This is a genomic window from Berryella intestinalis (genome assembly GCF_000814825.1).
Taxonomy (GTDB): Bacteria; Actinomycetota; Coriobacteriia; order Coriobacteriales; family Eggerthellaceae; genus Berryella; species Berryella intestinalis.
This window is the reverse complement of sequence record NZ_CP009302.1, coordinates 1,133,961-1,159,091: the sequence shown is the minus strand read 5'-3', so window position 1 is coordinate 1,159,091 and position 25,131 is coordinate 1,133,961. Positions and strand designations below refer to the sequence as shown.

Annotated in this window: 20 protein-coding genes; 13 read left to right on the top strand and 7 right to left on the bottom strand. The window is 66.1% G+C overall.

The features are described from left to right. Window positions 1–27 precede the first annotated feature (27 nt). The 6 genes from fabG (at window position 28) to JI75_RS05110 (ending at window position 7,838) form a co-directional block, all read left to right on the top strand. A complete protein-coding gene (gene fabG / locus JI75_RS05135; RefSeq protein ID WP_039689295.1) occupies window positions 28–795 on the top strand; it encodes a 3-oxoacyl-[acyl-carrier-protein] reductase in 768 nt (255 codons plus the stop codon). Further along, window positions 792–2,081, top strand: a complete 1,290-nt coding sequence (gene fabF, locus JI75_RS05130; RefSeq protein WP_039689293.1) for a beta-ketoacyl-ACP synthase II — start codon at window positions 792–794, stop codon at window positions 2,079–2,081. The genes fabG and fabF overlap by 4 nt, the downstream gene beginning before the upstream one ends. Before the next feature lie 9 nt (window positions 2,082–2,090). Then, window positions 2,091–2,564, top strand: a complete 474-nt coding sequence (gene fabZ / locus JI75_RS05125) for a 3-hydroxyacyl-ACP dehydratase FabZ (RefSeq protein WP_039689291.1) — start codon at window positions 2,091–2,093, stop codon at window positions 2,562–2,564. Window positions 2,565–2,592: 28 nt separating this feature from the next. After that, window positions 2,593–5,091 (top strand): acetyl-CoA carboxylase carboxyl transferase subunit, encoded by a 2,499-nt coding sequence (locus JI75_RS08940; RefSeq protein WP_039689289.1) that lies wholly within the window; start codon window positions 2,593–2,595, stop codon window positions 5,089–5,091. Between the two features lie 213 nt (window positions 5,092–5,304). Continuing rightward, on the top strand, window positions 5,305–6,222 hold the full coding sequence (locus JI75_RS05115) for a serine O-acetyltransferase (protein WP_039689287.1): 918 nt from the start codon (window positions 5,305–5,307) through the stop codon (window positions 6,220–6,222). Between the two features lie 119 nt (window positions 6,223–6,341). Next, complete coding sequence (locus JI75_RS05110; protein WP_039689285.1) at window positions 6,342–7,838, top strand: alanine/glycine:cation symporter family protein; 1,497 nt, start codon at window positions 6,342–6,344, stop codon at window positions 7,836–7,838. A gap of 126 nt (window positions 7,839–7,964) precedes the next feature. Here the strand turns inward: JI75_RS05110 and JI75_RS05105 are convergent, their stop codons facing one another. Next, the gene (locus JI75_RS05105; protein WP_039689283.1) at window positions 7,965–8,384 is read right to left on the bottom strand and encodes a 6-pyruvoyl trahydropterin synthase family protein; all 420 of its coding nucleotides are present in this window, start codon (window positions 8,382–8,384) and stop codon (window positions 7,965–7,967) included. Window positions 8,385–8,561: 177 nt separating this feature from the next. Between JI75_RS05105 and JI75_RS05100 the strand changes: the two genes are divergently transcribed. Next, window positions 8,562–9,056, top strand: coding sequence for an S-ribosylhomocysteine lyase (locus JI75_RS05100; RefSeq protein WP_039689281.1), 495 nt, complete (start codon window positions 8,562–8,564; stop codon window positions 9,054–9,056). A gap of 2 nt (window positions 9,057–9,058) precedes the next feature. Beyond that, window positions 9,059–9,760 (top strand): 5'-methylthioadenosine/adenosylhomocysteine nucleosidase, encoded by a 702-nt coding sequence (locus JI75_RS05095; protein WP_039689279.1) that lies wholly within the window; start codon window positions 9,059–9,061, stop codon window positions 9,758–9,760. 10 nt (window positions 9,761–9,770) lie between these two features. Here JI75_RS05095 and JI75_RS05090 read toward each other — a convergent pair whose 3' ends face one another. Then, window positions 9,771–11,591, bottom strand: coding sequence for an elongator complex protein 3 (locus JI75_RS05090; protein WP_039689277.1), 1,821 nt, complete (start codon window positions 11,589–11,591; stop codon window positions 9,771–9,773). 40 nt (window positions 11,592–11,631) lie between these two features. On the opposite strand from JI75_RS05090, the gene JI75_RS05085 reads away from it, so the two are divergent. Next, on the top strand, window positions 11,632–12,399 hold the full coding sequence (locus JI75_RS05085) for a hypothetical protein (RefSeq protein ID WP_039689275.1): 768 nt from the start codon (window positions 11,632–11,634) through the stop codon (window positions 12,397–12,399). Window positions 12,400–12,418: 19 nt separating this feature from the next. Here JI75_RS05085 and JI75_RS05080 read toward each other — a convergent pair whose 3' ends face one another. Together JI75_RS05080 and JI75_RS05075 are read right to left on the bottom strand one after the other, a co-directional pair. Next, a complete protein-coding gene (locus JI75_RS05080) occupies window positions 12,419–14,512 on the bottom strand; it encodes an FtsX-like permease family protein (protein ID WP_039689273.1) in 2,094 nt (697 codons plus the stop codon). Next, window positions 14,502–15,293 (bottom strand): ABC transporter ATP-binding protein, encoded by a 792-nt coding sequence (locus JI75_RS05075; RefSeq protein ID WP_039689270.1) that lies wholly within the window; start codon window positions 15,291–15,293, stop codon window positions 14,502–14,504. The genes JI75_RS05080 and JI75_RS05075 overlap by 11 nt, the downstream gene beginning before the upstream one ends. Before the next feature lie 240 nt (window positions 15,294–15,533). On the opposite strand from JI75_RS05075, the gene JI75_RS05070 reads away from it, so the two are divergent. The 3 genes from JI75_RS05070 to JI75_RS05060 all read left to right on the top strand — a co-directional run bounded on the left by JI75_RS05070 (window position 15,534) and on the right by JI75_RS05060 (window position 20,301). Continuing rightward, entirely contained in the window at window positions 15,534–16,262 is a 729-nt protein-coding gene (locus JI75_RS05070) for a response regulator transcription factor (protein WP_039689268.1), read from the top strand. Between the two features lies 1 nt (window position 16,263). Next, window positions 16,264–17,814 (top strand): sensor histidine kinase, encoded by a 1,551-nt coding sequence (locus tag JI75_RS05065; protein WP_039689266.1) that lies wholly within the window; start codon window positions 16,264–16,266, stop codon window positions 17,812–17,814. Between the two features lie 132 nt (window positions 17,815–17,946). After that, entirely contained in the window at window positions 17,947–20,301 is a 2,355-nt protein-coding gene (locus JI75_RS05060; RefSeq protein ID WP_039689264.1) for a DUF2339 domain-containing protein, read from the top strand. A 75-nt stretch (window positions 20,302–20,376) separates the two neighbouring features. Here the strand turns inward: JI75_RS05060 and JI75_RS09395 are convergent, their stop codons facing one another. From JI75_RS09395 to JI75_RS05045, 3 genes are all read right to left on the bottom strand, one after another. Beyond that, on the bottom strand, window positions 20,377–20,661 hold the full coding sequence (locus JI75_RS09395; RefSeq protein ID WP_039689263.1) for a LysR family transcriptional regulator: 285 nt from the start codon (window positions 20,659–20,661) through the stop codon (window positions 20,377–20,379). Window positions 20,662–20,820: 159 nt separating this feature from the next. Beyond that, window positions 20,821–21,444, bottom strand: a complete 624-nt coding sequence (locus JI75_RS05050; RefSeq protein ID WP_039689259.1) for a hypothetical protein — start codon at window positions 21,442–21,444, stop codon at window positions 20,821–20,823. A 197-nt stretch (window positions 21,445–21,641) separates the two neighbouring features. Further along, complete coding sequence (locus tag JI75_RS05045) at window positions 21,642–23,843, bottom strand: efflux RND transporter permease subunit (protein WP_039689256.1); 2,202 nt, start codon at window positions 23,841–23,843, stop codon at window positions 21,642–21,644. Between the two features lie 210 nt (window positions 23,844–24,053). Between JI75_RS05045 and JI75_RS05040 the strand changes: the two genes are divergently transcribed. After that, window positions 24,054–24,971 (top strand): NAD(P)/FAD-dependent oxidoreductase, encoded by a 918-nt coding sequence (locus JI75_RS05040; protein WP_039689251.1) that lies wholly within the window; start codon window positions 24,054–24,056, stop codon window positions 24,969–24,971. Window positions 24,972–25,131: the final 160 nt, after the last annotated feature.

Genomic DNA, 25,131 nt, shown 5'->3' with positions numbered 1-25,131 from the left:
CGGCCCGCAGACAGGAAAGGAGCTCTCATGGTGGATACCGAAACGACCGAGACGAGGCGCAGCGCGCTGGTCACGGGCTCTGCGCGCGGGATCGGGCGCGAGGTGGCCGTCCAGCTCGCCCGCGCGGGATACGATGTGTGCGTGAACTGCTCGTCGGATAAGGGCCTGGCGGATGCGACCGCGTTTTCCGACAGCCTCGCCGCCGACTACGGCGTGCGGTCGATCGCCGTCGCGGCCAACGTGGCGCTCGCCGACGAGGCCCGCGAGCTCGTCGAGCGCGCCTGCGAGGCGTTCGGGCGGCTCGACGTGGTGGTGAACAACGCGGGCATCACGCGCGACAAGCTGGTGGCCCGCATGAAGGAAGAGGACTTCGACGCGGTTATCGACGTGAACCTCAAGGGGACGTTCAACTGCTGCAAGGCGGCCGCCAAGGTGATGGCCAAGCAGCGCTACGGCCGCCTCATCCAGATGAGCAGCGTCGTGGGGCTGCACGGCAACGCGGGGCAGGCCAACTACGCCGCCTCGAAGGCGGGCGTGGTGGGCCTCACGCTGTCGCTTGCCAAAGAGCTCGCGTCGCGCAACGTCACGGCCAACGCGATCGCGCCCGGCTTCATCGAAACCGACATGACCGACGCCCTTTCCGACGCCCAGAAAGAGGCGATCGCCAAGGAGATCCCCGTCGGCCGCTTCGGGCACGTCTCCGACATCGCGCGCGCGGTCGTGTTCCTCGCGAGCGAAGAGGCCGGCTACATCACCGGCCAGGTGCTGACCGTCGATGGGGGGTTGTCGCTATGATCGAGGGCATCGACAAGAGCGCTTTGCGCCGCGCCGACGGGACCCGTCGCGTCGTCATAACCGGAACCGGGGCGGTGTCGGCGGCCGGCGTGGGCACGGCGGCGCTGTGGGACGCCGTGTCTGCGGGCCGTACCTGCATCGCGCCCATATCGTCGTTCGACACGGAAGGCTACGAGGTGTCGCTTGCCGCCGAGGTGCGCGGGTTCGACGCGACCGAGCACGGGCTGAGCAAGAAGGAGGCGCGCCGCCTGGATCGGTTCGTCCAGTACGCCATGGTGGCCTGCGACGAGGCGATGGCCCAGGCCGGCCTCGACATGGCTGCCGAGGACCCGTATCGGGCCGCCGTCTCGTTCGGTACGGGCATCGGGGGCATCGACGAGCTGGAGCGCGGGTACGAAACGCTGTTCGACAAGGGCCCCAAGCGCGTGAGCCCGCTGTTCATACCCACGATGATCGGCAACATCGCCGCGGGCAGCCTCGCGATACGCTACGGGATGAAAGGCTCGTGCCTCGACATCGTCACCGCGTGCGCGACCGGCACGAACTGCATCGGGCACGCCGTGCGCGACATCCGCCACGGCTATGCCGACATCGCGCTTGCCGGCGGAACCGAAGAGGCTGTGAGCCCCATATGCATCGCGGGCTTCTCGAACCTCGGTGCGCTGTCGAAATCGTCCGACCCCCGGGCCGCCTCGCTTCCGTTCGACGCCCGCCGCGCGGGGTTCGTCGCCGGCGAGGGCGCCGGGGCCTTGGTGATCGAGTCGCTCGAGCACGCGCTGGAGCGCGGCGCGACCGTCATCGCCGAGATCACGGGGTACGGATGCACGGGCGACGCCTACCACATGACCGCTCCCGACCCCGAGGGGAAGGCCATCGAGCGCGCGATGAGGATGGCGCTCGAGGAGGGCGGGTTTTCACCTGACGACCTGGGGCACCTGAACGCACACGGAACCGGCACCCTCGCCAACGATTCGACCGAGGCGCGCGCGCTCGTCAGCCTGTGCGGCGGGGACGCCTCGAGCGTTCCCGTGACCTCGATCAAGGGGACGGTGGGCCATGCCCTGGGAGCCGCCGGCGCCCTCGAGGCCATTGTGTGCGCCCTGTCGGTCGCCTCCGACACGGTGCCGCCGACCGCCGGCTACGCCCAGCCCGACCCCGAATGCCCGGTGTCGGTGGTGGCGGGCAGCGCGATCCGCGGCGTCAGGCAGAAGGTGGCCCTGTCGAACTCGCTGGGATTCGGCGGGCACAACGCCTGCCTCGCGTTCTCCCCGTACGAAGCGCGATAGGGGGCGGGTATGCAGACCGAATCCGCTTTCCCGGCCGTCGAGCCCCCCTTCGGGCGCGACCTGATCGAATCGATCCTGCCGCACCGCGACCCGTTCCTCTGGGTATCGCGCGTGGTCGCGTGCGACCCGGGCGCGTCGATCGTCGCCGAGCTCGATGTTGACGAATCCCTCGCGCTGTTCCAGGGGCATTTCCCCGCCCATCCGGTGCTTCCCGGCGTCATCATCATGGAGGCGCTCGCCCAGGCGGCGTCGATCTCCATCCTGCTGGGACGCTCCTCGCAGGGAGCCATAGGGTTCCTCACGGGGATAGACGGGGCGAAGTTCCGCCGCCAGGTGGTTCCGGGCGACGTGCTGCGCCTCGAGGCGACGATCGTGAAGTCGTCGTCGCGCCTGTGCGTCGCCGAAACGACCGCGCTCGTGAACGGCGAGGTGTGCGCCACGGCGACGCAGAAATACGTGCTTGCTGCGCCCGAGCGGGCATAGCGGGATATCGAGGAGGGTATCGGTCACCATGGCCAAACGCAGTTACGTCACCTACGCGCCCGACGGAGGGGTCCGGCGATTGAAGGGCGAGCCCGCGGCGAAGGGCTGCGACGTCGTCTACCGCCTCAACCGCATCGGCGAGGAGCTGGTCTGCCCCGACGCGCTGTCCGCTCCCAACGCCGTGCGCTCGGCGGGCCTTTCCGCCTACACGTCGGTCGAGGCTCGGCCGCACTCGGCGTCTTCGGTCGAACTCGACGGCCCCCCGGTTCTGGTGATGGTGCGCGGGCGCGACGCCCGCGAGGTGATCTCGGCCGTGGCGTCGTCGGGCATGGCCCCGTTCGCGCCGTTCACGGCCGATCATGGCAACCAGTCCCACCTGCGCTTCGCCAAGGGCACGGTGTGCATCGGCGACCGTTACTCCAGCCAGCTGTTCTCCAATGCCCACGCCGTCCTCACCGCCGCCGAGGCGTGCGGGGCCACGGCGGTCTTCCTGTGCGGCGAGGCGATAGCCCTCGCATCGGTCGATCTGTTCCTGTTCAGGGCGGCCCAGCGGGGCTTGAAGGTGTACGCTCCGCTCGACGGGCGCCACCCGCTTCTGGGCTGGACCGAGTGCTCGACCGAGAAAACCTACGACCAGCCCGAGTCGTGGCGCGCCTGCCCCCACTGCGGCCTGTCGTTCGAAGAGGTCCGCATTGCCTCGAGCCACTACACCTGCCCGCATTGCGGGGGCCCGATGCGCATGACGTCCCAGCAGCGCATCGACGACTTGCTGGACATGGGCAGCTTCGAGGAGTGGTTTTGCGGCGTCGAGCAGACCGACCCGCTGGATTTCCCGGGGTATCGGGACAAGTTGGCCGCGCAGCGTGCGAAAACCGGCCTCGAAGAGGCGGTTCGCTGCGGGGTGGGCAGCATCGCGGGGATACGGGCGGCGCTCGCCGTGATGGATTCGACCTTCTTCATGGGATCGATGGGCTCGGTCGTGGGCGAGAAGGTCGCGCGCACGTTCGACCGCGCGACCGAAGAGGGCCTGCCCGTGATCGTGTTCTGCGCTTCGGGCGGAGCCCGCATGCAGGAGGGGCTCGTCTCGCTCATGCAGATGGCGAAGGTGTCGTGCGCCGTCGAGCGCCACAGCCGCGCGCGCCTGCTCTACATCTCGGTCGTCACCGATCCGACCACCGGGGGAGTGACCGCGTCGTTCGCGCTGCAGGGAGACATCGTCGTGGCCGAGCCGCGGGCGCTCATCGGGTTCGCCGGCAAGCGCGTCATCCAGGACACGATACGCCAGGAGCTGCCCGAAGGGTTCCAGACCGCCGAATTCGCCCTCGAGCACGGCCTGATCGACGCCGTGGTCCCGCGTGAGCGGATGCGCAGCTCCCTGGCCCACCTCCTGGCCGTTCACGCGGCTTCCTGCCTGGACGCTTCCGTCGCTCCGGGCGCGGTCGACGGGAGCGGTGCGCGCTGCACCAAGGCCATCGTCAGCTACGAGGGCGTGTGCCAGGCCCTCGAGTCGGGCCAGGGGACCTTCAACTACGTGACCTACGGACGGATCCCGGTCGTGGTGGATGCGGCGGACCTCACGGTGCGCAGCGTCATAGGCTCGATCGCGGGTTTGGTTGGGCGCGGGGTGGGGGCGATGCGGTTCGCGGCCTCTCCCGTCACCGCATGGGCCCGCGCCCGAGCGGAGCGCGAGCGGCACGCACCCGAGCGCGTCGCGCTTCCCCGCGAGAAGGCCGCGGCGGCCGATGCGAGCGCGGCGTGGGAGAGCGTTCAGCTGGCCCGCAACGTGAACCGTCCCACGGCGATGCGCTACATCGAGCGCATCTTCGACGGTTTCCAAGAGCTGCACGGCGACCGCATGTTCGGCGACGACGGGGCCATCGTGGGCGGCGTGGCCTGGTTGGCCGGATGCCCGGTCACGGTGATCGCGCAGGAGAAGGGGGCCGACGTCCGCGAGCGCGTGGCGCGCAACTTCGGGTGCCCGCAGCCCGAGGGCTACCGCAAGAGCCTGCGCCTGATGCGCCAGGCCGAGAAGTTCGGCCGTCCCATCGTGTGCCTGGTTGACACCCAGGGGGCCTTCTGCGGGGCGGAGGCCGAGATGCGCGGCCAGGGAAACGCCATCGCCGAGAACCTGGTGGCCATGGCCGGCCTGAAGGTTCCCGTGGTCAGCGTGCTCATCGGCGAAGGCGGCTCGGGCGGGGCGCTTGCCCTGGCCGTCTCGAACCGCGTCGCCATGCAGAAGCACGCCGTCTACTCGGTGCTGTCGCCCGAAGGGTTCGCCTCGATCCTGTGGAAGGACCGCACGCGGGCGCCCGAAGCGGCGGCCGTGATGCGCATGAGCGCCGATGAGGTCGCGCGCATGGGCCTTGTCGAGCGCGTGCTGTCGGAGGGGGAGGGTCCTGCGCACCTCGACCCGGACAGGGCGGCGGCCGAGGTCCGCTCGTTTCTGATCGAGCAGATCGAGGAGCTGTCCGTTCTGACTCCCGACGAGCTCATCGAGCAGCGCCACCGCCGTTTCGCCGCCTTCTAGCGGCTTTCCCGAAGGGCCGGGCGCGCATCCGCCTTTCCCGCCCCTTCTCGCCGCTGCCAAGGGAGGGTGCGGGATGGCCTCGCTGCACAGGCGGGCCCCTGGGGCCGTTCGGGGCCTGGGGGCGCGTTGTTCGGGTGTAAAAGCTCGGCCATCGCGCGCAAACCTGATAGGATGGCAGCGTTATCCGACGGCTTTTTGAAACGAGGGTGTCCCATGCATCGCGAGGATCTAGAGGGAACGGTTCGCGGCATTATGGAGAACTACGAGGCGGGCGACGTGTTCTTCACGCGTCCCGATCGGCATTTCCCCAGCCGCAAGAAGGTCATCGAAATCGTCAAGGACGTGCGCACCATCATGTTCCCCCGGTACTTCATCGACGACATGGCCGCGTGCTCGAACCTGGAGTACTTCGCCGGCAGCATGCTCGACCGCGTGGGGGACGCCCTGTTCGTCCAGGTGCGCGAGGCGCTTCTGTTCCGCGACTCCGAAACGCTGTCGTTCCATGCGGCCGAAGGCGAGGCGAGGCGCATCACCAAGACCTTCCTCGCACGCATCCCGTACCTGCAGTCGATGCTGCTCAAAGACGTGCAGGCCGCGTTCGACGGCGATCCGGCCGCCCAGAGCAAGGAAGAGATCATCTTCTGCTACCCGGGCTTCTTCGCCATCACGGTGTACCGCATCGCCCATGAGCTGTACCTTCTGCGGGTGCCGCTCATCCCCCGCATCATGACCGAGTACGCCCATCAGGGAACGGGCGTGGATCTGAACGCGGGCGCCCAGGTGGGCGAGTACTTCTTCATCGACCACGCGACGGGCGTGGTGATCGGGGAGACCACGCGCATCGGCGACCACGTCAAGATCTACCAGGGCGTGACCTTGGGGGCGCTTTCCACCCGCGGCGGTCAGAAGCTCTCGGGCGTCAAGCGCCATCCCACGATCGAGGACAACGTCACCATCTACTCCAACGCCTCGGTTCTCGGCGGCGAGACGGTGGTGGGGGCGGGTTCCATCATCGCGGGCAGCGCGTTTGTGACCGAGTCGGTGCCCCCCAACTCGCGCGTGTCGGTGCGCGGCCAGGAAGTGAACGTGCGCCAGTCCGCCAAGAAGCACTCCACCAGCTACGAGATCTAGCCCCTCGCCATCGGCCGGGGTCGCGGTGCGCGGCCCCGTTGCGAACTGCTCGCTTCCCAAATCATGAAGAAACGATACAATGTGCGTCATTGTTTCGTTACTTTGAGAAGGGGAGGCGTATGGAGTTCTGGGTTAGCCTGACCGATCAGATCGACACCGTCATGTACACGTACCTGCTGGTGTTCCTGCTGATCATCGCCGGTGCGTATTTCTCGGTCAGGACGAAGTTCGTCCAGTTCCGCTACTTCAAGGACATGTTCACGGTCCTCACCGAGAAAAAGCACGTGGACGGCCACGACGCCGTGTCGTCGTTCCAGGCGCTGATGGTGTCCACCGCAAGCCGCGTGGGGACCGGCAACATCGCCGGCGTGGCCACGGCGATCGCCACGGGAGGTCCCGGTGCGGTGTTCTGGATGTGGGTCATGTCCATGATCGGCGCCGCTTCCGCATTCGTCGAGTCCACGCTCGCCCAGATCTGGAAGGTGCGCGGCGAGGACGGCGAGTTCCGCGGCGGCCCTGCGTACTACATCGAGCAGGCGCTGGGCATGCGGTGGCTGGGAGTCGTGTTCGCCGTGTCGCTCATCCTGTGCTTCGCCGTGGGATTCAACGGGCTGCAGGCCTACAACCTCGCCTCGTCGTTCGAGTACTTCGTTCCCAACTTCGCGACCTCGGGCGTTCCCTTCGTCATCGCCACGCTGGTCACGGTGTTCACCGCCATGATCATCTTCGGCGGCGTGAAGCGCATCGGCGTTCTCACCTCGTTCATCGTCCCGGTCATGGCGCTCACCTACCTGGGTTTCGGCCTCGTGCTCACCGTCACGCACCTGTCCGACGTCCCCGCGGTGTTCGCGCTCATCTTCGCATCGGCCTTCGACTTCAACTCGATCTTCGGCGGGTTCGCCGGGTCGGTCGTGGTCATTGGCATCAAGCGCGGTCTGTTCTCGAACGAGGCCGGCATGGGCTCGGCCCCCAACGCGGCGGCTTCGGCTTCGGTGTCCCACCCCGCCAAGCAGGGCCTGGCCCAGACGCTGTCGGTGTTCATCGATACGGCCGTCATCTGCACCTGCTCGGCCATGATCATCCTGCTGTTCTACGTGAACGGCGCCCCGGGCGATCTTAACGGCATGCCCCTCGTGCAGGCCGCCGTCCAAAACGCGGTCGGCGAAGCGGGCATCTACGTGATCACGTTCGCCATCGTGGCGTTCGCGTTCTCCAGCATCATCGGCAACTACTTCTACGCCGAGAGCAACCTCAAGTTCATCAAGAACAACCGGATCCTGCTGCTGGTGTTCAGGTGCTGCTGCTGCGTCGCGGTGTTCTTCGGCGCGACGTCGAGCTTCAACCTGGCCTGGAACCTCGCCGACATCTTCATGGGCATCGAGGCCATCATCAACATCTTCGTGATCCTCATCCTGGGCAAATGGGCCTTCGCGGCGCTGGAGGATTACTCCGCGCAGAAGAAGAAGGGCCTCGACCCGGTGTTCGAGGCGTCGCGCATCGAGGGCCTGCCCGAGACGCAGTGCTGGGCCACCCCGCGCGAGAAGCTCGACCACATGGAGCACGTGGGGGCCTCCGAGGCCGCCAAGAAGGTCGCCGACGGGTTCCTGAGGGAATAGATCGCGCTTGTGCGATCGAAGGCCGCGCCCGCGCGTTGTCGCGGGCGCGGCCTTTTCGCTTTCGGGCGCGGTTCATGCCGCTTGAAGCTGCGGCCCGGCGTGCCGTCCGCTTTGCCGGCAGGATCGCTAGGGCCGGTAGATCGCGCAGTTGTTGGGGGTCTCGTACACCTCGACGCAGGTGGCGGGCAGCCCGGAGGCGGCTATGCGCTCGAACAGGTAGGTCGCCAGGTTCTCGGCGGTTGTGCGGAAGGGCAGGACGGTCAGGTCGAACCCTTCCGATTCGAGGCAGGCGATCGTTTCGGGTCTGAGCGAGCCCTCTTCCACGAGGAAGGTGTGGTCGAGCTCTTCGGCGACCGCGCGCACCGTGCGCTTGAACACGCTGAAGTCGAGCACCATGTCCTTGTGCGTGCCGGCGGTCTCGAGCGCTTCCTTGCCGATGTAGGCCACGACGCGCCAGCGATGCCCGTGCAGGTTCTCGCATTTGCCGTAGTAGTCGGTGAGGAAGTGGGCGCCGTCGAAGGCGGTTTCGGTTTTCAGTTCGTACATGGGTCCTCCGTCGCGTTGCGGTTGTCCGCCCATTCTAGCGCACGCCCGCAGCGCTCGGGCCCGCCGAAGGCGAAGGGGGGGGGTTTCCGTAACCGCGGAGTTTTGGGCCGAAGCCGCCCATCCCCGCTATACTACGGATCGCAACGATGAAACGACGCGCGCGAAAGAAGGAGAGCCATGGAGCGCATCGCAAGCTTCACCATCGACCATCTGCGACTGGAGCCCGGCGTGTACGTGTCGCGGATCGATCGCGATCCCGAGCACGGCAGCCCGGTCACCACGTTCGACCTGCGGATGACGGCGCCGAACCGCGAGCCGGTCATCGACACCGCGTCCGTGCATGCCATCGAGCATCTGATAGCCACCTACCTGCGCAACGATCCCTCGTGGGCAAGCCGGGTCGTGTACTTCGGCCCGATGGGTTGCCGCACGGGGTTCTACCTGGTGCTGTTCGGCGAATACGCGCCTGCGGACGTGGCCGACCTGGTGCGCGGCATGTTCGCGTTCGTGCGCGATTTCGAGGGGGAGGTTCCCGGGGCCACGCCGGTGGAGTGCGGGAACTACCACGACAGCGATCTCATGGGGGCGAAATGGTGGGCGCGCCACTACTTCGACAAGACGCTGTCGTCGCTTGACGAGGAGCACACGACCTACCCGCAGATCGGGGAGTAGCCATGGTGAGATTCGGGATCATCGCCGCCATGGAGGTCGAAGCCGAGCAGCTGAAGAACTCCATGAGCTCGCTTTCCGTGAGCCATCATATGTCGACCGAGTTCTGCGCGGGGGCGCTGGGCGGTACCGAGGTCGTGGTGGTGCGCTCGGGCATCGGCAAGGTGAACGCGGCTCTGTGCGCTCAGGTTCTGATCAGCGTGTTCCAAGTCACGCATGTGGTCAACACGGGTATCGCCGGGTCGCTCGACGCGTCTATCGACATCGGCGATCTGGTGGTGTCGACCGATGCGGTCCAACACGACATGGACGCCACGAACTTCGGATACGAGCGCGGGGTGGTGCCCCAGATGCCCATCGACTCGTTTTTCCGGGCCGACGAGCATCTGCGCGCTTGCGCGGTGGCGGCGGCGGACGCGGTTGCGCCCGGCGTGCGCGTGTTCCAGGGCAGGATCCTCTCAGGCGACCGCTTCATCGCCGACGAGGGCGACAAAAACGACATCGCGGGGACCTTCGGGGGGCTGTGCTGCGAGATGGAGGGTGCGGCCATCGCCCAGGCCTGCGCCTTGAGCAGGGTGCCGTTCGTGATCGTCCGAGCGGTGTCGGACAAGGCGGACGGATCGGCGCGCGTCGATTACCCTGCGTTCGAGAAAGAGGCCGCCTACCGCTGCGCGTCGGTCGTGCGGCATATGGTGGAGCATTTCTAGAGCCGGCTTTTCACAGGTTGCGGCGCTGGTAGAGGCCGCAGTCGGAAAATCCCAGGTTGCGATAGTAGCCGCGCGTTCCCACGGCGCTGATCACGTTCATGCGGCGGTACCCGGCGCTCCGTGCGATCGCGCAGGCCTCTTCCACCAGCCTGCGACCCAGGCCCAGATGCTGCGCACCGGTGCTGGTGTCGTGCAGCTGGGCCGCCTTCCCGTAGACGTGCACTTCGCGGATCATCGCGTCCCCGACGGACACGGGCAGCTCGCTTGCGTGTTCTCGGACGAAGTCGGCGTGGGGAAGCGACAGGCGCAGGAACCCGGCGATCTTCTCGGCGCCGTCGGATCGCATCGTCCACTGGAGGAACCGCTCGTCTGCATGGGCGGTTTCGTAGGGAAACACCGAGAGCTCGAGGGTTTCGGGAGCGGCGTCTGCGGTGCTCAGCTCGCGGTAGCGGATCTCGTCGACCGGTTTATCCGACCGGGCGACCGCGGCTTCGACCAGCTGCCTCAGGTTCGTCTTCTTGTTGCCCGCCATGATGTCGCGGGCCGATATGTCGCGGATCATGCGCGAGATGCGCGTGTAGGGCGGAGTGGCCAGAACGCAGCGGGCCAGAAGCTCGATGAGCTCGTCTTCCCCGTAAGGGCTCCAGGTTCCCTCGGCGAAGCGCTCGACGAGCGCGGTGCCGTCGACCAGCGCGCAGGGGTAGAGCTTCACCTCGTCGGGGCGAAAGGCGGGATCGCCGACCAGTCGGCGGTAGTCGGCCAGGTCGCTTTCGGGGGTGGCTCCGCAAAGGTTGGCCATCATGTGCGCATGGATCTTGAACCCGAACGCCCGCGCGAGCGCAAACGAGCGCGCCACCGCGGTCGCATCGCCCGCGCGGTTGTTCTCGCGCAGGATGGCTTCGTCGAGGCTCTGCACGCCGATCTGGACCTTCGTGCAGCCAAGGCGGCGGATGTGGGCCAGCCGGTCCGCCGTGATGCTTTCGGGCCTGGTCTCGATGACGAGCCCCACGACGCGCCGGTCGGCACGCTCGTTCAGTTCGTGCTGGGCCTCGAGCTCGGCGAAGGTCGCGGTCTGCTCGAGCGCGGCGCGCCGCCATCCGGCATGCTCGCCGTAAAGGCGCGAAACGGCCTGGTTGTAGGTCGTTTCGCGCGATGTCACGCGGTCCTGCTCGGCTTCCGCGTTTCGGGCGAGCGCCTCCGCGTCGGAGGGGATCTCCCAGCCGCGGTAGCGCTCGCGGATCCGCTCGGCCTCGCCCGCAGCCCGTTCCAGCGGGTCGTTCAGCGCGCGGAACAGCTCGCGGACGAACCATATCCGATAGCCTTCGGGGTAGTCGCACCAGGTTCCGCCGAGCACGATGAGCTCGATCTTGTCGGTGGGATGCCCCATTTCGCGCAGGGCGCGCAGGCGCGAGGACACCTGGAGGTAGGGGTCGAAGAAGTTGCGCTCGGCCCGCTGGCAGGCGGGTTCGTCGGATAGGTAGCTTTTGGGCATGCGCACGTCGTTGGGGCAGTACAGGCAGTCGCTGCCGCACGGCCAGGGCTTCGTGATGACCGTGATGGTTGCCACCCCGCTCGCCGTCCGGCGGGGCTTCATCTGTATGACGGCCAAAAGCCGTTTCTCGAGGTCGGGGTCGATGCCCCAGCCCAGCCAGCGTGCGGGATCCTCGGTTTTCACGCGCAGGTAGAAGGGGAAGAGGCGCTTTTTCGCCAGGTGCTTCGACACGTCGGCCACGTTTTCGTTGCGTGTGCGCACGAGCGCCGCAAGCTTGGCGGCATCGATCGCTTCACCCTGTTTGAGCAGGGCGAGTATGTCGAGTAAAAGGGCTTCCACAGTAGCCCCATTCTATCCTATAGAATGGGGCGCGTGACTTATGGATACTCCGGTGGCGAACATACTCTGCAGTCTGAACACGCGGTTCTACCGCGATAACGCGTGCTCGTTTTCGGCTACCCGCCAAGCCCCGTGGGAGGGGTGGGGCCGCTGCGTCGACATCGTGCGGAGCGAGGGCGTCTTCGACGGCCCGCGGGCGTCCGTGTTCGACCTGGCGTGCGGAAACCTCAGGTTCGAGGCGTATCTGCAAAGCTCGGTCGAAGGCGTCGCGTTCGATTTCTTCGCGGTGGACAACTGCGACGCCCTCGCGGCGGACGGTGCGCGAGCGGTGCGTTACCAGAGCGCAGACGTGTGCTCGCTTCTGCTTGCGGGCGGAAATCCGGCCGACGGCCTGTTCGCGCCGCCATGCTCGATCGCGGTGAGCTTCGGCTTTCTCCACCATGTGCCGACCGAGGCGGCCCGCGCGGCCGCCCTTCGCCTGCTTGCCGACAAGACGGAGGCGGCGGGATGCCTGTGCGTTTCCCTGTGGCGCTTCATGGACGACCCGCGCCTCGCGCGCAAGGCCCGCGCATCGACGGCGCAGGGCATTAAGCGGCTGGGCATCTCGGAGGGCGATCTCGAGCCGGGCGATCACCTGCTGGGGTGGCAGGATACCGGGGCCCTGCGTTTCTGCCACAGCTTCTCGGATGCCGAGGTCGAACGGCTCGTCTCGGCGGTTGCAGACGTTGCCGCGCCCGTCGGGCGCTTTCGGGCCGACGGGCGCGGTGGGAACCTCAACGAGTACCTGGTCTTCAAGAAGAAGGGGTAGGGCTTCGGGGCCTTTTCGGCTAGGCCGATGCGCCCTCGGATCGCTCGGAGGTAAGCGAGCGGGCTCCGATCCAGGTGAGCAGCGCGTACACGCCGTAGGTGGCGATGAAGGCGGCTGCTGCGATGAGCGCGGTCGTCTCGAGGTTGAAGATGCCGAACAGCTTCACAAGGTCGTCCACGACGTTGAGCGCGCAGGCGGTATGGCATACGGCAAGGGCCAGCGGGAACAGGAAGTACACGGCGACCTGGACCCCGAGGCTCCGCCCGATCGAGCCTTCCGCCACGCCCAGCCTGCGCAGCATCCGGTAGCGATCGGCGTTGTCGGACGCTTCGGTGAGCTGCTGGATGGCCAGGATGCCGGCACAGGCGATGGTGAGCGCGAACCCGATGTAGATCGCGAGGAAGGCGACGATGCCGTTGATGCCGAACCCTTGCTCTTGGACGGCTTCGCGCGTGGCGATCATGCTCGCGGCCCATCTTTCGGCGGTCTCTTCGCTATCGAAGAACTTGAACGAATCCATGAGGGCCTTCTCGTTCACGCCGTCGGCGCGCATGAGGTTCAGCGAAGTGGTCAGGCGCACGGCGGTTTCGGGCAGGGCCTCGTCGGGTATCACGATGGCGCCCGTCTGCAGGGGCATGAACTCGGTTGCCAGGGCCTCGTTGAGGGAGCGGTCGACGGTAAGCTTGGTGGAACCGACTTCGATGGCGGCGCCCTTGTCGGCCAGCAGTTTGAAGTAGCCCGCGGTGTAGTCGGTGTCGCTGATCGCCAGACAGGTTCCCGGCTTCAGTTCGAGGGGCTCCCGGCCGATCTGGGCGCGCACGGCGTTGACCTCGGAGAGCTTGATGAAGGGAACGCCGCCCTCTTTGTAGGAGGGACCCATCTCGACCCCCGCGACGCGCGGAAGCTCGTCTCCCGCCAACTCGTCGGTTTTCCCGAACGTAAGCGGGTTCTCGGGGTCTATCCACGTGTCGAGCTGCCGGACGCTGGAGGTAAGGCTGTCAAGGCGCATCTGCCCCTCTTCGGCCAGGCGTCCGTCGAGGTACGCCTTCATATCCCAGTTGCCCGCCTCGGCCGCAGCGACCTGGTTTTCGTCTGCGGTCTGTTTGAAGCCATCGTGGTAGATGCCCCACTGGGTGGTGAGCGTCGCATCGAACGCGGTGGTGCGCTGCAGGCTGGAGTTCAGCGCGGTGGTGATCCCGATGCCGCCGCACACGCAGATGAGCGCGAAGAACAGGGTCATGCACACCATGGTCATGGTGGCGGTGGCTCCGTTGATGCGCGAGTTGATCTGGCGCAGGGTGAACATGTTCAGGCCGCTTAGGTAGACGCCCTTGAACGACTGGATGAATCGCAGGAGGAATCCCGATATGGAGTAGAAGAACAGCCAGGTTCCCACGCAGACGATCACAGTCGAGGCGAGGAAGCTCGGCGAGGTGAAGTTGAGCCCGGTGTCGAGCAGCAGCTTGTACGCCACGCCGATGAGGGAGACGGCGACGGCGAACAGCACGACGGACAGAGGGAGGCTGCGCAGCTTCATCTCCTGGTTGGTGCGGTTCGCCTTCATGAGGTCGATGAGGGTGGTGCGCGAAACCGACACAGCGTTCATCAGGGACGATAGTATGAACAGCGCACCGAACACAACAAGGGTGCGCACGATCGAGGTGAGCGAGAAGCCCACGAGCCCCGGCACGGCTCCCGTGTTGTAGATGTTCGCGGCGACGTTGACGAGCGCCTGGGAGAACAGCCACCCGACACCCAGCCCGCAGGCCACCGATGCGGCTCCGACCATGACGGTCTCGAGCACGGCGATGAGGGCCACCTGCGACGTGCGCATCCCCAGGGCCAGGTACAGGCCGAACTCCCGCTTGCGCCGCCTGATGAGGAAGCTGTTGGCGTACAGGATGAGGAAGGTGAGCACGATGGTGACGAGCACCGTGGCGAACCGAATCGCCTGGGTCAGCAGCGCACGCGACTCGATGGCGCTGGCGACGTCCATGTCGGCGGTGGCGTTGAAGGCGTAGAACACGGTCACGCCCAGCACCACGGTGAGGAAGTAGATGCCGAAGTCGCTTATGGACTTGCGGACATTTCCCCATGCGATCTTAGCAAACATGCACGGCCTCCTCGGACATGCTCACGACGGAGCCCACGATGTCGGCGTAGAACTGCTCGCGCGTGCGCCCGTCCCGGGTGATCTCCAGCGCGGTCTTGCCGTCTTTGATGAACACGATGCGCTGGCAGTAGCTGGCGGACACGGGGTCGTGGGTCACCATGAGGATGGTCGATCCCAACCGGTTGATGCGCTCGAACGTTTCGAGCAGCGCGCGGGCCGACTTCGAGTCGAGGGCGCCGGTGGGTTCGTCGGCCAAGACGAGGCGGGGCTTGCCCACAACCGCGCGCGCCGTGGCGACGCGCTGCTTCTGGCCTCCCGACACCTGGTAGGGGAATTTATCCAGGACGTCGGTGATTCCCAGCTGCTGGGCGATGAAGCGGATGCGGTGATCGATCTCGCGGGGGCTGACTTTGCGGATAGTCAGCGACAGCGCGATGTTCTCGTAGCAGGTGAGGGTGTCGAGGAGGTTGGAGTCCTGGAAGATGAACCCCAGTTCGCGTCCGCGGAACAGGGCCAGGTCGCGGGGGCCGAGCTTGGAGATGTCGCGCCCGTCGATGCGCACGGTTCCCGAATCGGGCCTATCGATGGTCGATATGCAGTTCAGAAGGGTCGACTTGCCCGATCCCGACGGCCCCATGATGCCGACGATCTCGCCTTCGCGCACGTCGAAGTCGACGCCGTCCAAAGCGCGCGTGCCGCCCTGGCCGCCCTTCGAGCGTTTGGATCTCACCTTGTAGGTTTTCCCCAGGTTCCTGGCCTCGAGCACGACTTGGCTTTTCATAGCTTGCTTCCTCCTCCTTTGGATGTGTGCGGCGGCCCTTCCGACCGCCGCCGCTTTTCGGCGGTGCGGCCGAAGCGCGGCGCACCGTCTGCCCTTGGTGCGTCTCACAGATTAGAGAGGGGGGTTTGCGCCTACCTTGACGCATCCTTACATTTCCCTTATTTCGCCCCTCGGCTTGGCGCAACGTCCGCATCGACGTGGTTTAATGGTTGCGTTGAACGAGACGAAGCGAGGTGGCGCATGGGTTCGGTGGAATCGTATCTGCTTGAAAAGCATATCGTGGTGGTGGACGACGAGGCCGCGCTGCGCGATCTGGTCACGTCGATCTTCGAGCAGGAGGGTTTCAGCAAGGTCACGACGTTCGCCTCTCCTCTCGAAGCCCTGGCGTACTGCCGCCAGGCCAAGGCCAACGGCGAGACGGTGGACCTGTTCGTGCTCGACGTCATGATGCCCGTGCTCGACGGGTTCGCGCTTCTGGGCGAGATACGCGCCATCCAGGGGTTCCAGCGGACCCCGGCGCTGTTCCTGACGGCCAAAGACGAACCGTCCGACCGCATCGACGGCTTGGGGCGCGGCGCCGACGACTACATCGCGAAGCCGTTTCTGCCCCAAGAGCTGGTGCTGCGCATGCTCGCGGTCCTGCGCCGCTGCTACGCGCGGGAAAGCCCCTCCATCGATCTGGGCTTCTGCAAGGTCGACCTCGATACGGCGGAGGTCGAGCGCCCCGACGGGACGGTCATGCTCACCGCCAAAGAGCACGACATCCTCGAGGTGCTCGCTCAGAACCGCGGGCGCATCGTCACGATAGACGCGCTTTCCAACGCGTGCTGGGGCGACTCCTTCGGTTACGAGAACACCCTGATGGCGCACGTGCGGCGCCTGCGCGAGAAGATCGAAGAGGATCCCTCTAACCCGACGTCGCTCGTCACGGCGCGCGGGTTGGGGTACAAGCTGAACGTCAGGGGGTAGCGTGGCGCGCAGATCGGCTCGTCGGCTCCAGCGCCGCAAGAGCTTCGGGTTTCCCGCCTTCATCACCGGGCAGCTGGCCATGTTCTTCATGATGGGCGTGATCATCGTGGCCGTCGACTTCATGGTGCTCTCGGTGGTGTTCGCCATTGCGACCGGGGGCACCTCGTCTTCCTACGAATCGCCCACCGAGATCGCCGGGCGCGTGGACGACGCGTTGGCTCGCGGGGAAGACGGCTCGTACAGCCTGACCGATTACGATCTGGGCCAGAGCCTGACCGAACGGGGCTTCTGGGCGATGCTCGTCTCCGATGAGACGGGGGATGCGGTATGGGAGATGAACGCCCCCGACGACGCCGAGAGGTCGTATTCGCTGAGCAGCATGGCGCGCCTGGCGCGGTCGGGCTACGTCGGGTCGTCCCCGGCCTTTTTCTGGCAGCGCGACGAGGGGGTTCTGATGATCGTCGCCCCCAGCGAGGACTACGTCAACATCGTGCAGGCGGTTCCCGCTTCCGACATCGCGAGGATCCCGCTGTACATCCTGACGATCGTCTTGCTCGACGTGGCGATCATGTTCGTGTACGTGGTGCTTTCCCATCTCAGCACCCAGCGCTCGATCAGGCCCATATCCGAGGCGCTGGAAGATCTGTCGGAAGGAAAGCCCGTGTCGGTGAACGTGGGGGGCCGCATGGGCGTGATCGGCCAGACGCTGAACGAGGCTTCGGCCATCATCAGGGAGAAGGACCGTGCGCGCGAATCGTGGATCCGGGGCGTGTCGCACGATATCCGCACGCCGCTGTCGGTGATCACCGGGCGGGCGGACAAGCTGTCCAACGATGCTCGCCTGCCCGAGGACGCGCGCACGGAGGCGGCGCTCGTGCGCACCCAGGGGCTGCGCATCAAGGACCTGGTGAACGACCTGAACGCAGCCGCGCGCCTGGAATACGACACCCAGCCGCTCAACAAGGAGGGCATCGCACTTCTCTCGATGCTGCGCGAGCTTGCATCCGAGTACCTCAACGGGGGGCTTCCGAGCGGTTACGACCTGGAGTTCCAGGCGAGCTCCGCGGTCGGGCGGGCTGCGGTGACCGGTGACGTCCGCCTTTTGTACCGCGCCGTGCAGAACGCCGTCCAGAACTCGATGAACCACAACCCGCAAGGTTGCAGGATAGCCTTGACCCTCGATCGGTCGGAGGGCATCGACGATCTGCCCGTTCCCTGCGCCGTCATCGCGATCAGCGACGACGGGGTGGGGGTGGATGGCGAGAAGCTCTCCTTGCTGCAGCAGAAGATCGACGATGCGCAGAAAAGCTCGAAGCTGGCGGTGAGGCGCCTGACGGAAAGCCCGCTGCCCGTGGGAGCTCCCGAACCGCCGCCGGGATTCGTGCGCGCCCAGCGCGTGTCGGAGGCAGGCGATCACAAGGACGTCGATCCCGAACACGGACTGGGCCTGCAGCTGGTCGCGCGCATCGCTGCCGCGCACGGCGGGCAGGTTCGGGTCTACGCCCCGGCCGCCGGAGGGTTTTCCATAGCGATCTTCCTGCCGTTGGATTAATATTGCACCTGTAAGGTCGGAGATCAGGGGAACCTAGGCGGGATGCGGCGTCCCCGCCTCTTTTCGGAGCTGCGTCTGCTGTGCGGCGGATGCTCGCATCGGCTCTCCGAACCGAGGCGAAAGGGGTTTGCCATGGTTGAGAATCTCGTGCTTCTGCCGATGCTCGTCGTGGTGCTCGCGGTTTTCATAACGTATCTGGTCGTTTCCGTCGCCCGTTTGCGACAGGAGCTGCGCGATCTGCGCTCACAGGTCCTTTCGCTCTCGGCGCACCTGAACGCCGCGGATGTGCGGGTCCCGTCGGCGCCGGAGACGGCTCCTTCCGGCAAGGCGCCCGCGATGCCGGCGTCTGCTCCCGTGCCGCCTCATGTCGCGGCGACGTCTGGGCCTCCGGCGCCCCCCGTCGTTTCCCCGCAGGGTCAGGCGCCCGTTCCCCCTTCTGCCGCCCTCCCGTCGAACCGGGGCTCCTTCGAGAGCGTGCTGGGGAGAAACGTCCTGGGCATCGTCGCCTCGGTCCTCGTTTTTTTCGGGGTCGTGTTCCTGGGGGCGCTCGTTGTGCCGTATCTGGACGACGGTTTGCGCTGCGTGTCCATGTACCTGATCAGCTTCGCGTTTCTCGCTGCGGGCCTCGCGCTTTCCCTGCGCCGGCGCTCTCAGTTCTCCCTGGCCGTCCTCGGTACGGGTGCAGGGGCCCTGTTCATCTCGGTTCTCATGACGCATCTGCATTTCGGTTTTTTGGGAGAGCTGGAAACGTTCGCTCTTTTGCTGGTGTGGACGGCCGCCTGCATGGCGCTCGTTAAGCGCTTCGATTCGCTGCTGCTTTCCATCGTGGCCCATGTGGGCATGATCGTGTCGGTCTGCTTCGCTTACGGCGCGGGCTTCGACGATGCCCGCGCTGCCGCCATCATCGTCTACCAGCTTCTGGCCAGCGCGCTCGTCGTCGGGGGGAGCGCGCTGTGCTTCAGGCGGACCTACCGCTTCGGCCTGTTCGCCTCGCTCGGCCTTACGGTGGTCGCCAGCCTGTTCATGTGGGAGCGCTTCGGAGCGACGCTTTCCGTGGGATTCAGTTCGAGCTTGCCCGATGTCGCCATCGTGGCCGCATTCTCGCTGCAGTTCGCGGCCGCGTCCGTCCTTTCGGTCTTCCTCAGCGTTTCCGCCTCCCGACTCGAGTCCTCGGCTTCCCGCTTCGCCGTGCATGCGGCGAGCTTCGTCCTTTGGGTTGCGGCGTTGTTCGCGAACGTGTACTGGACTGCTTGGAAGTGCGCATCCCAGGTCGTTTTCGCGGGACTGGGCGACCGCGTGCTCGACGGTCTCGGCGCTGCGCCGGGCATCTACCATGTGGCGGGCGGGCTCGATGTCGCGGTCGCCGCGAGCATCGCGTGCCTGGTCCTCTACGCCGGGCTCATGCTGCTCATGTACGTCAGGCTCGGTTTCGACGCGGGCTTGGGGAGGTTCTCCGTCATCGGGTGCGCCGGGATCATCGCGGCGCTGATGCTGTGGCGCTGCACGGCCCCTTCTCCGACCCATGCGGCTGGAACCTTCCAGCTGTCGTTTTTGCTGCTGCTGGCAGTTGCGCTGTACGCGCTCGCCTATGCGCTGCGCGATGCGCGCTACGGTGTGGCCGGCAACGTCGCGCTCGGACTGGAGATGCTCTATCTGCTCGCGAAAGGATACGGGGAGCTTGCGAGGGTCGGCGTCTTTCTCGAGGTGTGCGCCATGCTGCTCGTGCTCGGCGCGCTGTTCTGGTGGTGGAGGGGGCTGCCCCAACCTGCGCAGAGCCGTCGCGCGATGCCCGCGGCGCTGGTGGGACTGGTTTTCTTCGAGCTTTCGGTCTCGTGGTTCGCAGGCAGGGAGTTCCCCTACCTGTCCGACGCGGTTTCGAGCTTCGTGCTGGTCTCGTCCGTCCTGGCGTTCTACCTGGCGGGTTTTCAGCGGCTTTCCCAGGAGGGGTCGGGTTGGTGGGTTGCCGCGTGGGTCAACGAGCTCGTTGCGCTGCTTGCAGCGGCGAGTGCGATTGGCGAAAGCAACCTTGGAGCCTTCGGAGCGGGCTCGATACCGCTTGTCGCGCTGTACTCGGCGGTTGCCGCGATGGCATTCGCAATCGTTGCGCTGCGCATTCGCTCTTTTTCCAGGCAGGGGGCCTGGGCGCCTGCCGTGCTGCAGGTCGTCACGGGCATCGTGTTCACGGCGCTGTGCCTGGCCGTCGTGAAGGGGTCGACCTCTCTGCTGGATTCGGGCTATGCGGTCAGCGTCTTGTGCATGCTGTGCGCTCTTGCATGCGTGGCCGCGGGATTCGCCTTGCGTCTGAAGCCGTTGAGGCTCTACGGCCTGGTATTCGCCATCCTCTGCGTTTTCAAGCTCGGCGTGGTGGATGTCGCTTCCGCATCGGCGTGGGCGCGCGTGGTGGCCTTCATCGGCGGCGGTGTCATCTGCTTCGCGATAAGCGCGCTGTACAACTATGCGGCGAAGCGCTTCGATGACGCTCTTTGATCGAGCAGTCCCGTTTTTCGGATGCGGGCCATCGTCCGCAAGGACGCGAGTGCGCCCTTGCGGTTCCTCATCGTGCTACTTGATGAGCTCTCCGGCTTCCTCGCCGACCTGATGCGCGTTTTTCTTCGCGGTGTCGATCTGGGCGAGGATGGTGCTGGTCTCCTCGTAGAACCTTTTCCCGGCGTTGGAGAGGGACAGGTTGCGGCCCCCGCGCTTGAACAGGGACACGCCAAGGTCGGTCTCGAGGTTCTTCATCTGCTGGGAGACGGCGGACTGGGTGATGTAGAGGCTTTGGGCGGCTTTGGTGAAGCTTCCGGTTTCGCACACCGCGCAAAAGCATTGGATCTGACGTAAAAGCATCGTGCACCTTCTCGACTGTAGTTGCGGCGCTTTGATCGCGCTTGTTGCCGCGATATTAGCATGTGCGATGAAAAAGGGTCGGTGCATGGAAACTGCCGTTGCGTTTATACAGATTCTCGTTACCGATCTGACGTAATCGGGGGCATTGCTCCGCAAAATCTACTTTTCAGCGGGTTGGGCGGATACGGCGGAAGCGCCGCCGTTGTCGGATCCGGCGTACTCCACGCTGATGGTCACCTCGTAAAACGCGTTGTAGTCCGAGGTTCCGCGCGAGATGGTGTAGGATTTCCCGCCGGCGGCCTCCCATGCGCCCGATTCCTTGGCCTTGCCGAAGGCGGCGTCGATGGACTCGCGGTTGAGCTCGGGCGTGGTGGAGACGATCCCGATGGAGGTTTTGTGCGCGGCGACCGCCTCGGCGATGATGGGATCGAGGTCCTCGGCGGCGCTCATGAGCGCAACGTCGCCGATGGCGGCACCCTTGTTCTTGTATTCCCACTTCACCTGGGCCGTTCCGTCCTGGGAGAGCGTGCCGTTGTACCCGTTGTAGAAGTAGAACAGCCGCGGGTCGCTTTCGAGGGCGGCCTTGATGGTCTCGTCGGCGTCGTCGGTTGCGAAGGAGAGCCCCTCGTCGAAACGCGCAAGGGATGCGGCGATGGCCTGCGGTGCGTTCTCCTTGCTGACGGAAGGGGCCGAGCAGGCGCACAGGGTCGCGGCGAGCGCGATTCCCGCGAAGGCGGTCAGGGTTTTCGCTCCGATGCGCGCGAACGGGATCGTAGAGGGCATGGTTCTCCTTTCGTCGGCGCAGGGCCAGCGCGGTTTCAAGCGTTGCTACGATACCCCACCGCATCCGATCCGCCGGGGTGATCGGCGTTCTCTGCGAAATCGCCATGCCCCGGCAGCCCCTGGGCGCTGGCGCCGGTGCGGCCGTGCGCTCGTCCGACGAAAGCGAGGCGGCGGCCTCGGGGCGCGCCGATCGGGGCCTACGCTTTGCCGGCGGCGCTTTTCGGCACGACGAAGCGGTCGAGGGCCGCGAGCGAACCGGGCAGCAGAAGCAGGATCGAGACGATGGCGATGGCGGTTCCGCGGGCGAGGGTGAGGCAGACCTGGGCGGTTGTGGGGTCGCTCGAGGTCAGGCCCAGCACCAGCGTCGCTGCGAACAGGATGGACCCCGAGGTCGTGAACGTGGGGATCGACGTGCGGTACGCCCGGGCGATCGAGGAGGCGACATCGCCGTCTTTCCGGGCATGGCGGTAGTTTTCCGTGTAGAGGATGGCGTAGTCGATGGTGGCTCCCATGAGGATGGCCTGCACCACGACGACCGCGATGTAGAACGTATCGTGTCCGAGTGCGCCGGTGATGCCCGAGGTCAGGTTGATGGAGCCTTGGATGAGGGCCACGAGGGCGATGGGGACCGCGATCGAGCGGAACGTGAGCGCCACGATGAGGAAGATGGCGGCGATGGTGAGGGCGGTGACGAGGGAGAGGTCGCGGTCGAAGGGCGCATGCGCCTCGGCGGCCACGACCGGATCGCCCGTCATGCCGAACGATCCGCCCAGACGATCCTGAAGGACCGATCGGACGGCCGCTTCGGTTCGGCGGGCCGTATCCGACTCGGCCGACGCGTCGATGTCGATCACGGCGCGCTGGACCCCGTTGGCCACCAGCTTGTCTTTCGCCGCCTGAACCGTTCGCAGGGCCTGGCTTACCTGCTGGAACGAGGCGGGATCGATCTGCCCGGCAAGAGCCGGGTTGCTTGGGGCGTCGTGGGCGAGCCAGTCCAGGAAATCGTAGAGCGAAACCGCTTCGACCGAATCGACCTGCTTGTCTGCCGCGTATATCGCGTAGAGGCGCTCGACTGCCTCGGCATCGAGTCCGAGCGACGCGGCCTGCGCTTCGGCAGACAGCGGCGCTCCGATCGTCGTCGCGTAGCTTGTCAGGCGCGCGATCCCGTCGAGGCTGCCGATATCGGCCAGAGCCGCGTCCGCCTCGTCAGAGTCGGCTGGGAGCATCAAGGCGATGCGCGTCCTGTCTCCGAACTCCTGCGCGATGGCCTTATCGTCTTCGGTCGAGGGCTGGGTGTAGAAGCTCACGCCCATGCCCGCCTTCAAAGCCATGCCGACGGCGAACAGGGCCACGAGGGCGACGACGAGGGGTTTGCGCAGCGAGAACTGCGCGCTGGCCAGTCCCTTCATTTGGGGTCGGGGGGCTTTCTTGGCGGTGCGCAGGATGACCTTGTCGCAAGCGAGGATAACGGCGGGAAGCAGCGTGAAGACCACGATCAGGCTGAAGGCGACCCCCTTCGCCAGCACGATCCCCAGATCGGCCCCGATGCCGAAGCTCATGGCGACGAGGCACAGCAGCCCGGCGACTGTGGTGGCGGAGCTCGCGCAGATGGCCGATCCGCCCCGTTTCAGGGCGCGCACCATCGACTCGTCGGGCTCTTTTCCGGCTTCGCGCTGCTCGCGGTAGAAGTTCATCAGCATGATGGAGTAGTCCATCGACAAGACCAGCTGAAGCACCGCTCCGATGGAGAAGGTGAGCTGGGAGATGCTGGGAAGCAGGAAATTCGTTCCCATGCCCAGCAAAACGGCGACGCCGATGGTGCCCAGAAACACGAAGGGCTCGACCCACGACCGGCTCATGACCAAGAGGATGATCAGGAGAAAGGCCATGGCAAGCGCGATGGTTGCCGAAAGGTTGTCGGAATTGGCCTGGACCACGGCCCCTCCCAGGAACGCGTTTTTGGATGCCCCGTCGGTTTCCAGGCCGAAATCGCGCAGCTCGTCCCGCACGCTTTCCAGCGCCGTGGCGGCCTTCTGCGAGTAGGTGCCTCCCTCCAGGCTCACCTCGAACAGCGAGAACCCGTCTTTGCGGTAGCGCGTATCGGCGCCGTCGTAGACGACGTCGGACACGTCGCCCAAGGATCTGATGCGCTCGGCCAGTCGGAGGGCTTCGTCGTCGGAGGCCCCTTCGACCATGACCGACAGCTCGCTTGTCTCTCCGAAGGCGTCGAACAGGGCTGTTAGCGTTGCCCGGCTGGGCATCGAGTCGGGGAGATACGACGACATATCACGGTTGACCTGCGCGAGCGTCATTCCGTAAGCGCTTGCGAGCGCGAGCGCGGCGAACAGGGCGACGACCGCGCGGCGATAGCGAACGACAGCACGTGCGAAGGCTTCCATCGGGTCTCCTCACCGATCGGGGGTTTCCATAGGGGTATTCTATCGTGAAAACAGGCTGCCAACAGGCTTGTTTCGGGACTGGCGCCGGCGCTTTCCCCTTCGGTCGCGCCGCTCCTGCGCGCTCTCACGGGCCCCTGTTGCGGCCGTCTTGCCGCAAGGGCGTTTCCGCGGGGGTAGAATGGGGGGAGGTTACCAGGAGAAGGGAGCGTTATGGTTGCATGCGACCTGATAGTGGCAGGGGGCGGGCCGGCCGGGGTGAGCGCGGCGGTGTACGCGGCGAGCCGCGGGCTGGACGTGATTCTCGTCGAGGCGCGCGCGATAGGCGGCGTGATCGGGAAGGTTTCGCTGGTCACGCATTACGCCGCGGTGCCCGACGGCCTCAGCGGGCAGCGGTTCGCGCAGCTCATGTCCGATCAGCTTGCAAGCGCCGGCGTTCGCGTGGTCGTCGATCCGGCGGTAAGGTTCGATCTCGACGGCGACGAGAAACTCGTCGCGTGTGCGAGCGGGGAAGAGTATCGGGCCCCGTTCGTGGTGCTCGCCCTGGGCACGACCCCGCGCTTCTTGGGCGTTCCCGGAGAGCGCACGTATCGCAGCATGAGCGCGGTTGCCGACGGCCCCGCTTTCGCGGGCAGGACCGTGTACGTGATCGGCGGGGCCGACGGGGCGGTGAAAGAGGCCCTGCACCTTTCCCGAATCGCCGCGAAGGTCCGGCTGGTGTGCGTCGAAGAGCGTCTCGCCTGCATCGCGCAGTTCCGCGAGCTGGTCGAGGAGGCGGGCAACATAGAGGTCGTGCCCGCTACCCGCCTCGCCGGGATCGAGGGCGACGGGTCCTCGGTTCGCCGCCTGCGCTTCGAGTCGGTTGCGTCGGGAGAGGTTCGGACGGTGGAGGACGAGGGCTGCGGGGTGTTCGTCTACGCCGGCGGCACGCCCAACACCGATCTCGTTTCCGGCCAGGTCGAGCTTTGCGGCGGGCGCATCGCGGTGAACGAGGGGATGGAGACGTCGCTGCCGGGCGTGTACGCGGCGGGCGATGTCAGGGACAAGCAGGTGTTCCAGGTCGCAACGGCGGTGGCAGACGGGTGCATCGCGGGAGTGCGCGCCTCTGCTGCGTTTCTCGCCCGCTCGTGAGGATGCGCCTCGCTTAAGCGGGGCCCGCTTGCAGGCACCGCGGCGTTTCGCCCGCTCGCACGGGGTCCGTTCATCAACGATGAACATTGTCGGGTTTTGGTGTGGAGCGCGTCCAGGATGGTTTCGGGTGCCGCTACAATAGGCCGACCTGTTCGCCGAA

What these genes read in the sequence shown, in the direction of transcription:
- JI75_RS05115 (WP_039689287.1), top strand. Translation starts at nt 5,305, where the DNA reads ATGCATCGCGAGGATCTAGAGGGAACGGTTCGCGGCATTATGGAGAAC.
- JI75_RS05110 (WP_039689285.1), top strand. Translation starts at nt 6,342, where the DNA reads ATGGAGTTCTGGGTTAGCCTGACCGATCAGATCGACACCGTCATGTAC.
- fabG (WP_039689295.1), top strand. Translation starts at nt 28, where the DNA reads ATGGTGGATACCGAAACGACCGAGACGAGGCGCAGCGCGCTGGTCACG.
- JI75_RS08940 (WP_039689289.1), top strand. Translation starts at nt 2,593, where the DNA reads ATGGCCAAACGCAGTTACGTCACCTACGCGCCCGACGGAGGGGTCCGG.
- fabF (WP_039689293.1), top strand. Translation starts at nt 792, where the DNA reads ATGATCGAGGGCATCGACAAGAGCGCTTTGCGCCGCGCCGACGGGACC.
- JI75_RS05100 (WP_039689281.1), top strand. Translation starts at nt 8,562, where the DNA reads ATGGAGCGCATCGCAAGCTTCACCATCGACCATCTGCGACTGGAGCCC.
- JI75_RS05080 (WP_039689273.1), bottom strand. Translation starts at nt 14,512, where the DNA reads ATGTTTGCTAAGATCGCATGGGGAAATGTCCGCAAGTCCATAAGCGAC.
- JI75_RS09395 (WP_039689263.1), bottom strand. Translation starts at nt 20,661, where the DNA reads ATGCTTTTACGTCAGATCCAATGCTTTTGCGCGGTGTGCGAAACCGGA.
- JI75_RS05095 (WP_039689279.1), top strand. Translation starts at nt 9,059, where the DNA reads ATGGTGAGATTCGGGATCATCGCCGCCATGGAGGTCGAAGCCGAGCAG.
- fabZ (WP_039689291.1), top strand. Translation starts at nt 2,091, where the DNA reads ATGCAGACCGAATCCGCTTTCCCGGCCGTCGAGCCCCCCTTCGGGCGC.
- JI75_RS05050 (WP_039689259.1), bottom strand. Translation starts at nt 21,444, where the DNA reads ATGCCCTCTACGATCCCGTTCGCGCGCATCGGAGCGAAAACCCTGACC.
- JI75_RS05040 (WP_039689251.1), top strand. Translation starts at nt 24,054, where the DNA reads ATGGTTGCATGCGACCTGATAGTGGCAGGGGGCGGGCCGGCCGGGGTG.
- JI75_RS05060 (WP_039689264.1), top strand. Translation starts at nt 17,947, where the DNA reads ATGGTTGAGAATCTCGTGCTTCTGCCGATGCTCGTCGTGGTGCTCGCG.
- JI75_RS05045 (WP_039689256.1), bottom strand. Translation starts at nt 23,843, where the DNA reads ATGGAAGCCTTCGCACGTGCTGTCGTTCGCTATCGCCGCGCGGTCGTC.
- JI75_RS05075 (WP_039689270.1), bottom strand. Translation starts at nt 15,293, where the DNA reads ATGAAAAGCCAAGTCGTGCTCGAGGCCAGGAACCTGGGGAAAACCTAC.
- JI75_RS05105 (WP_039689283.1), bottom strand. Translation starts at nt 8,384, where the DNA reads ATGTACGAACTGAAAACCGAAACCGCCTTCGACGGCGCCCACTTCCTC.
- JI75_RS05070 (WP_039689268.1), top strand. Translation starts at nt 15,534, where the DNA reads ATGGGTTCGGTGGAATCGTATCTGCTTGAAAAGCATATCGTGGTGGTG.
- JI75_RS05085 (WP_039689275.1), top strand. Translation starts at nt 11,632, where the DNA reads ATGGATACTCCGGTGGCGAACATACTCTGCAGTCTGAACACGCGGTTC.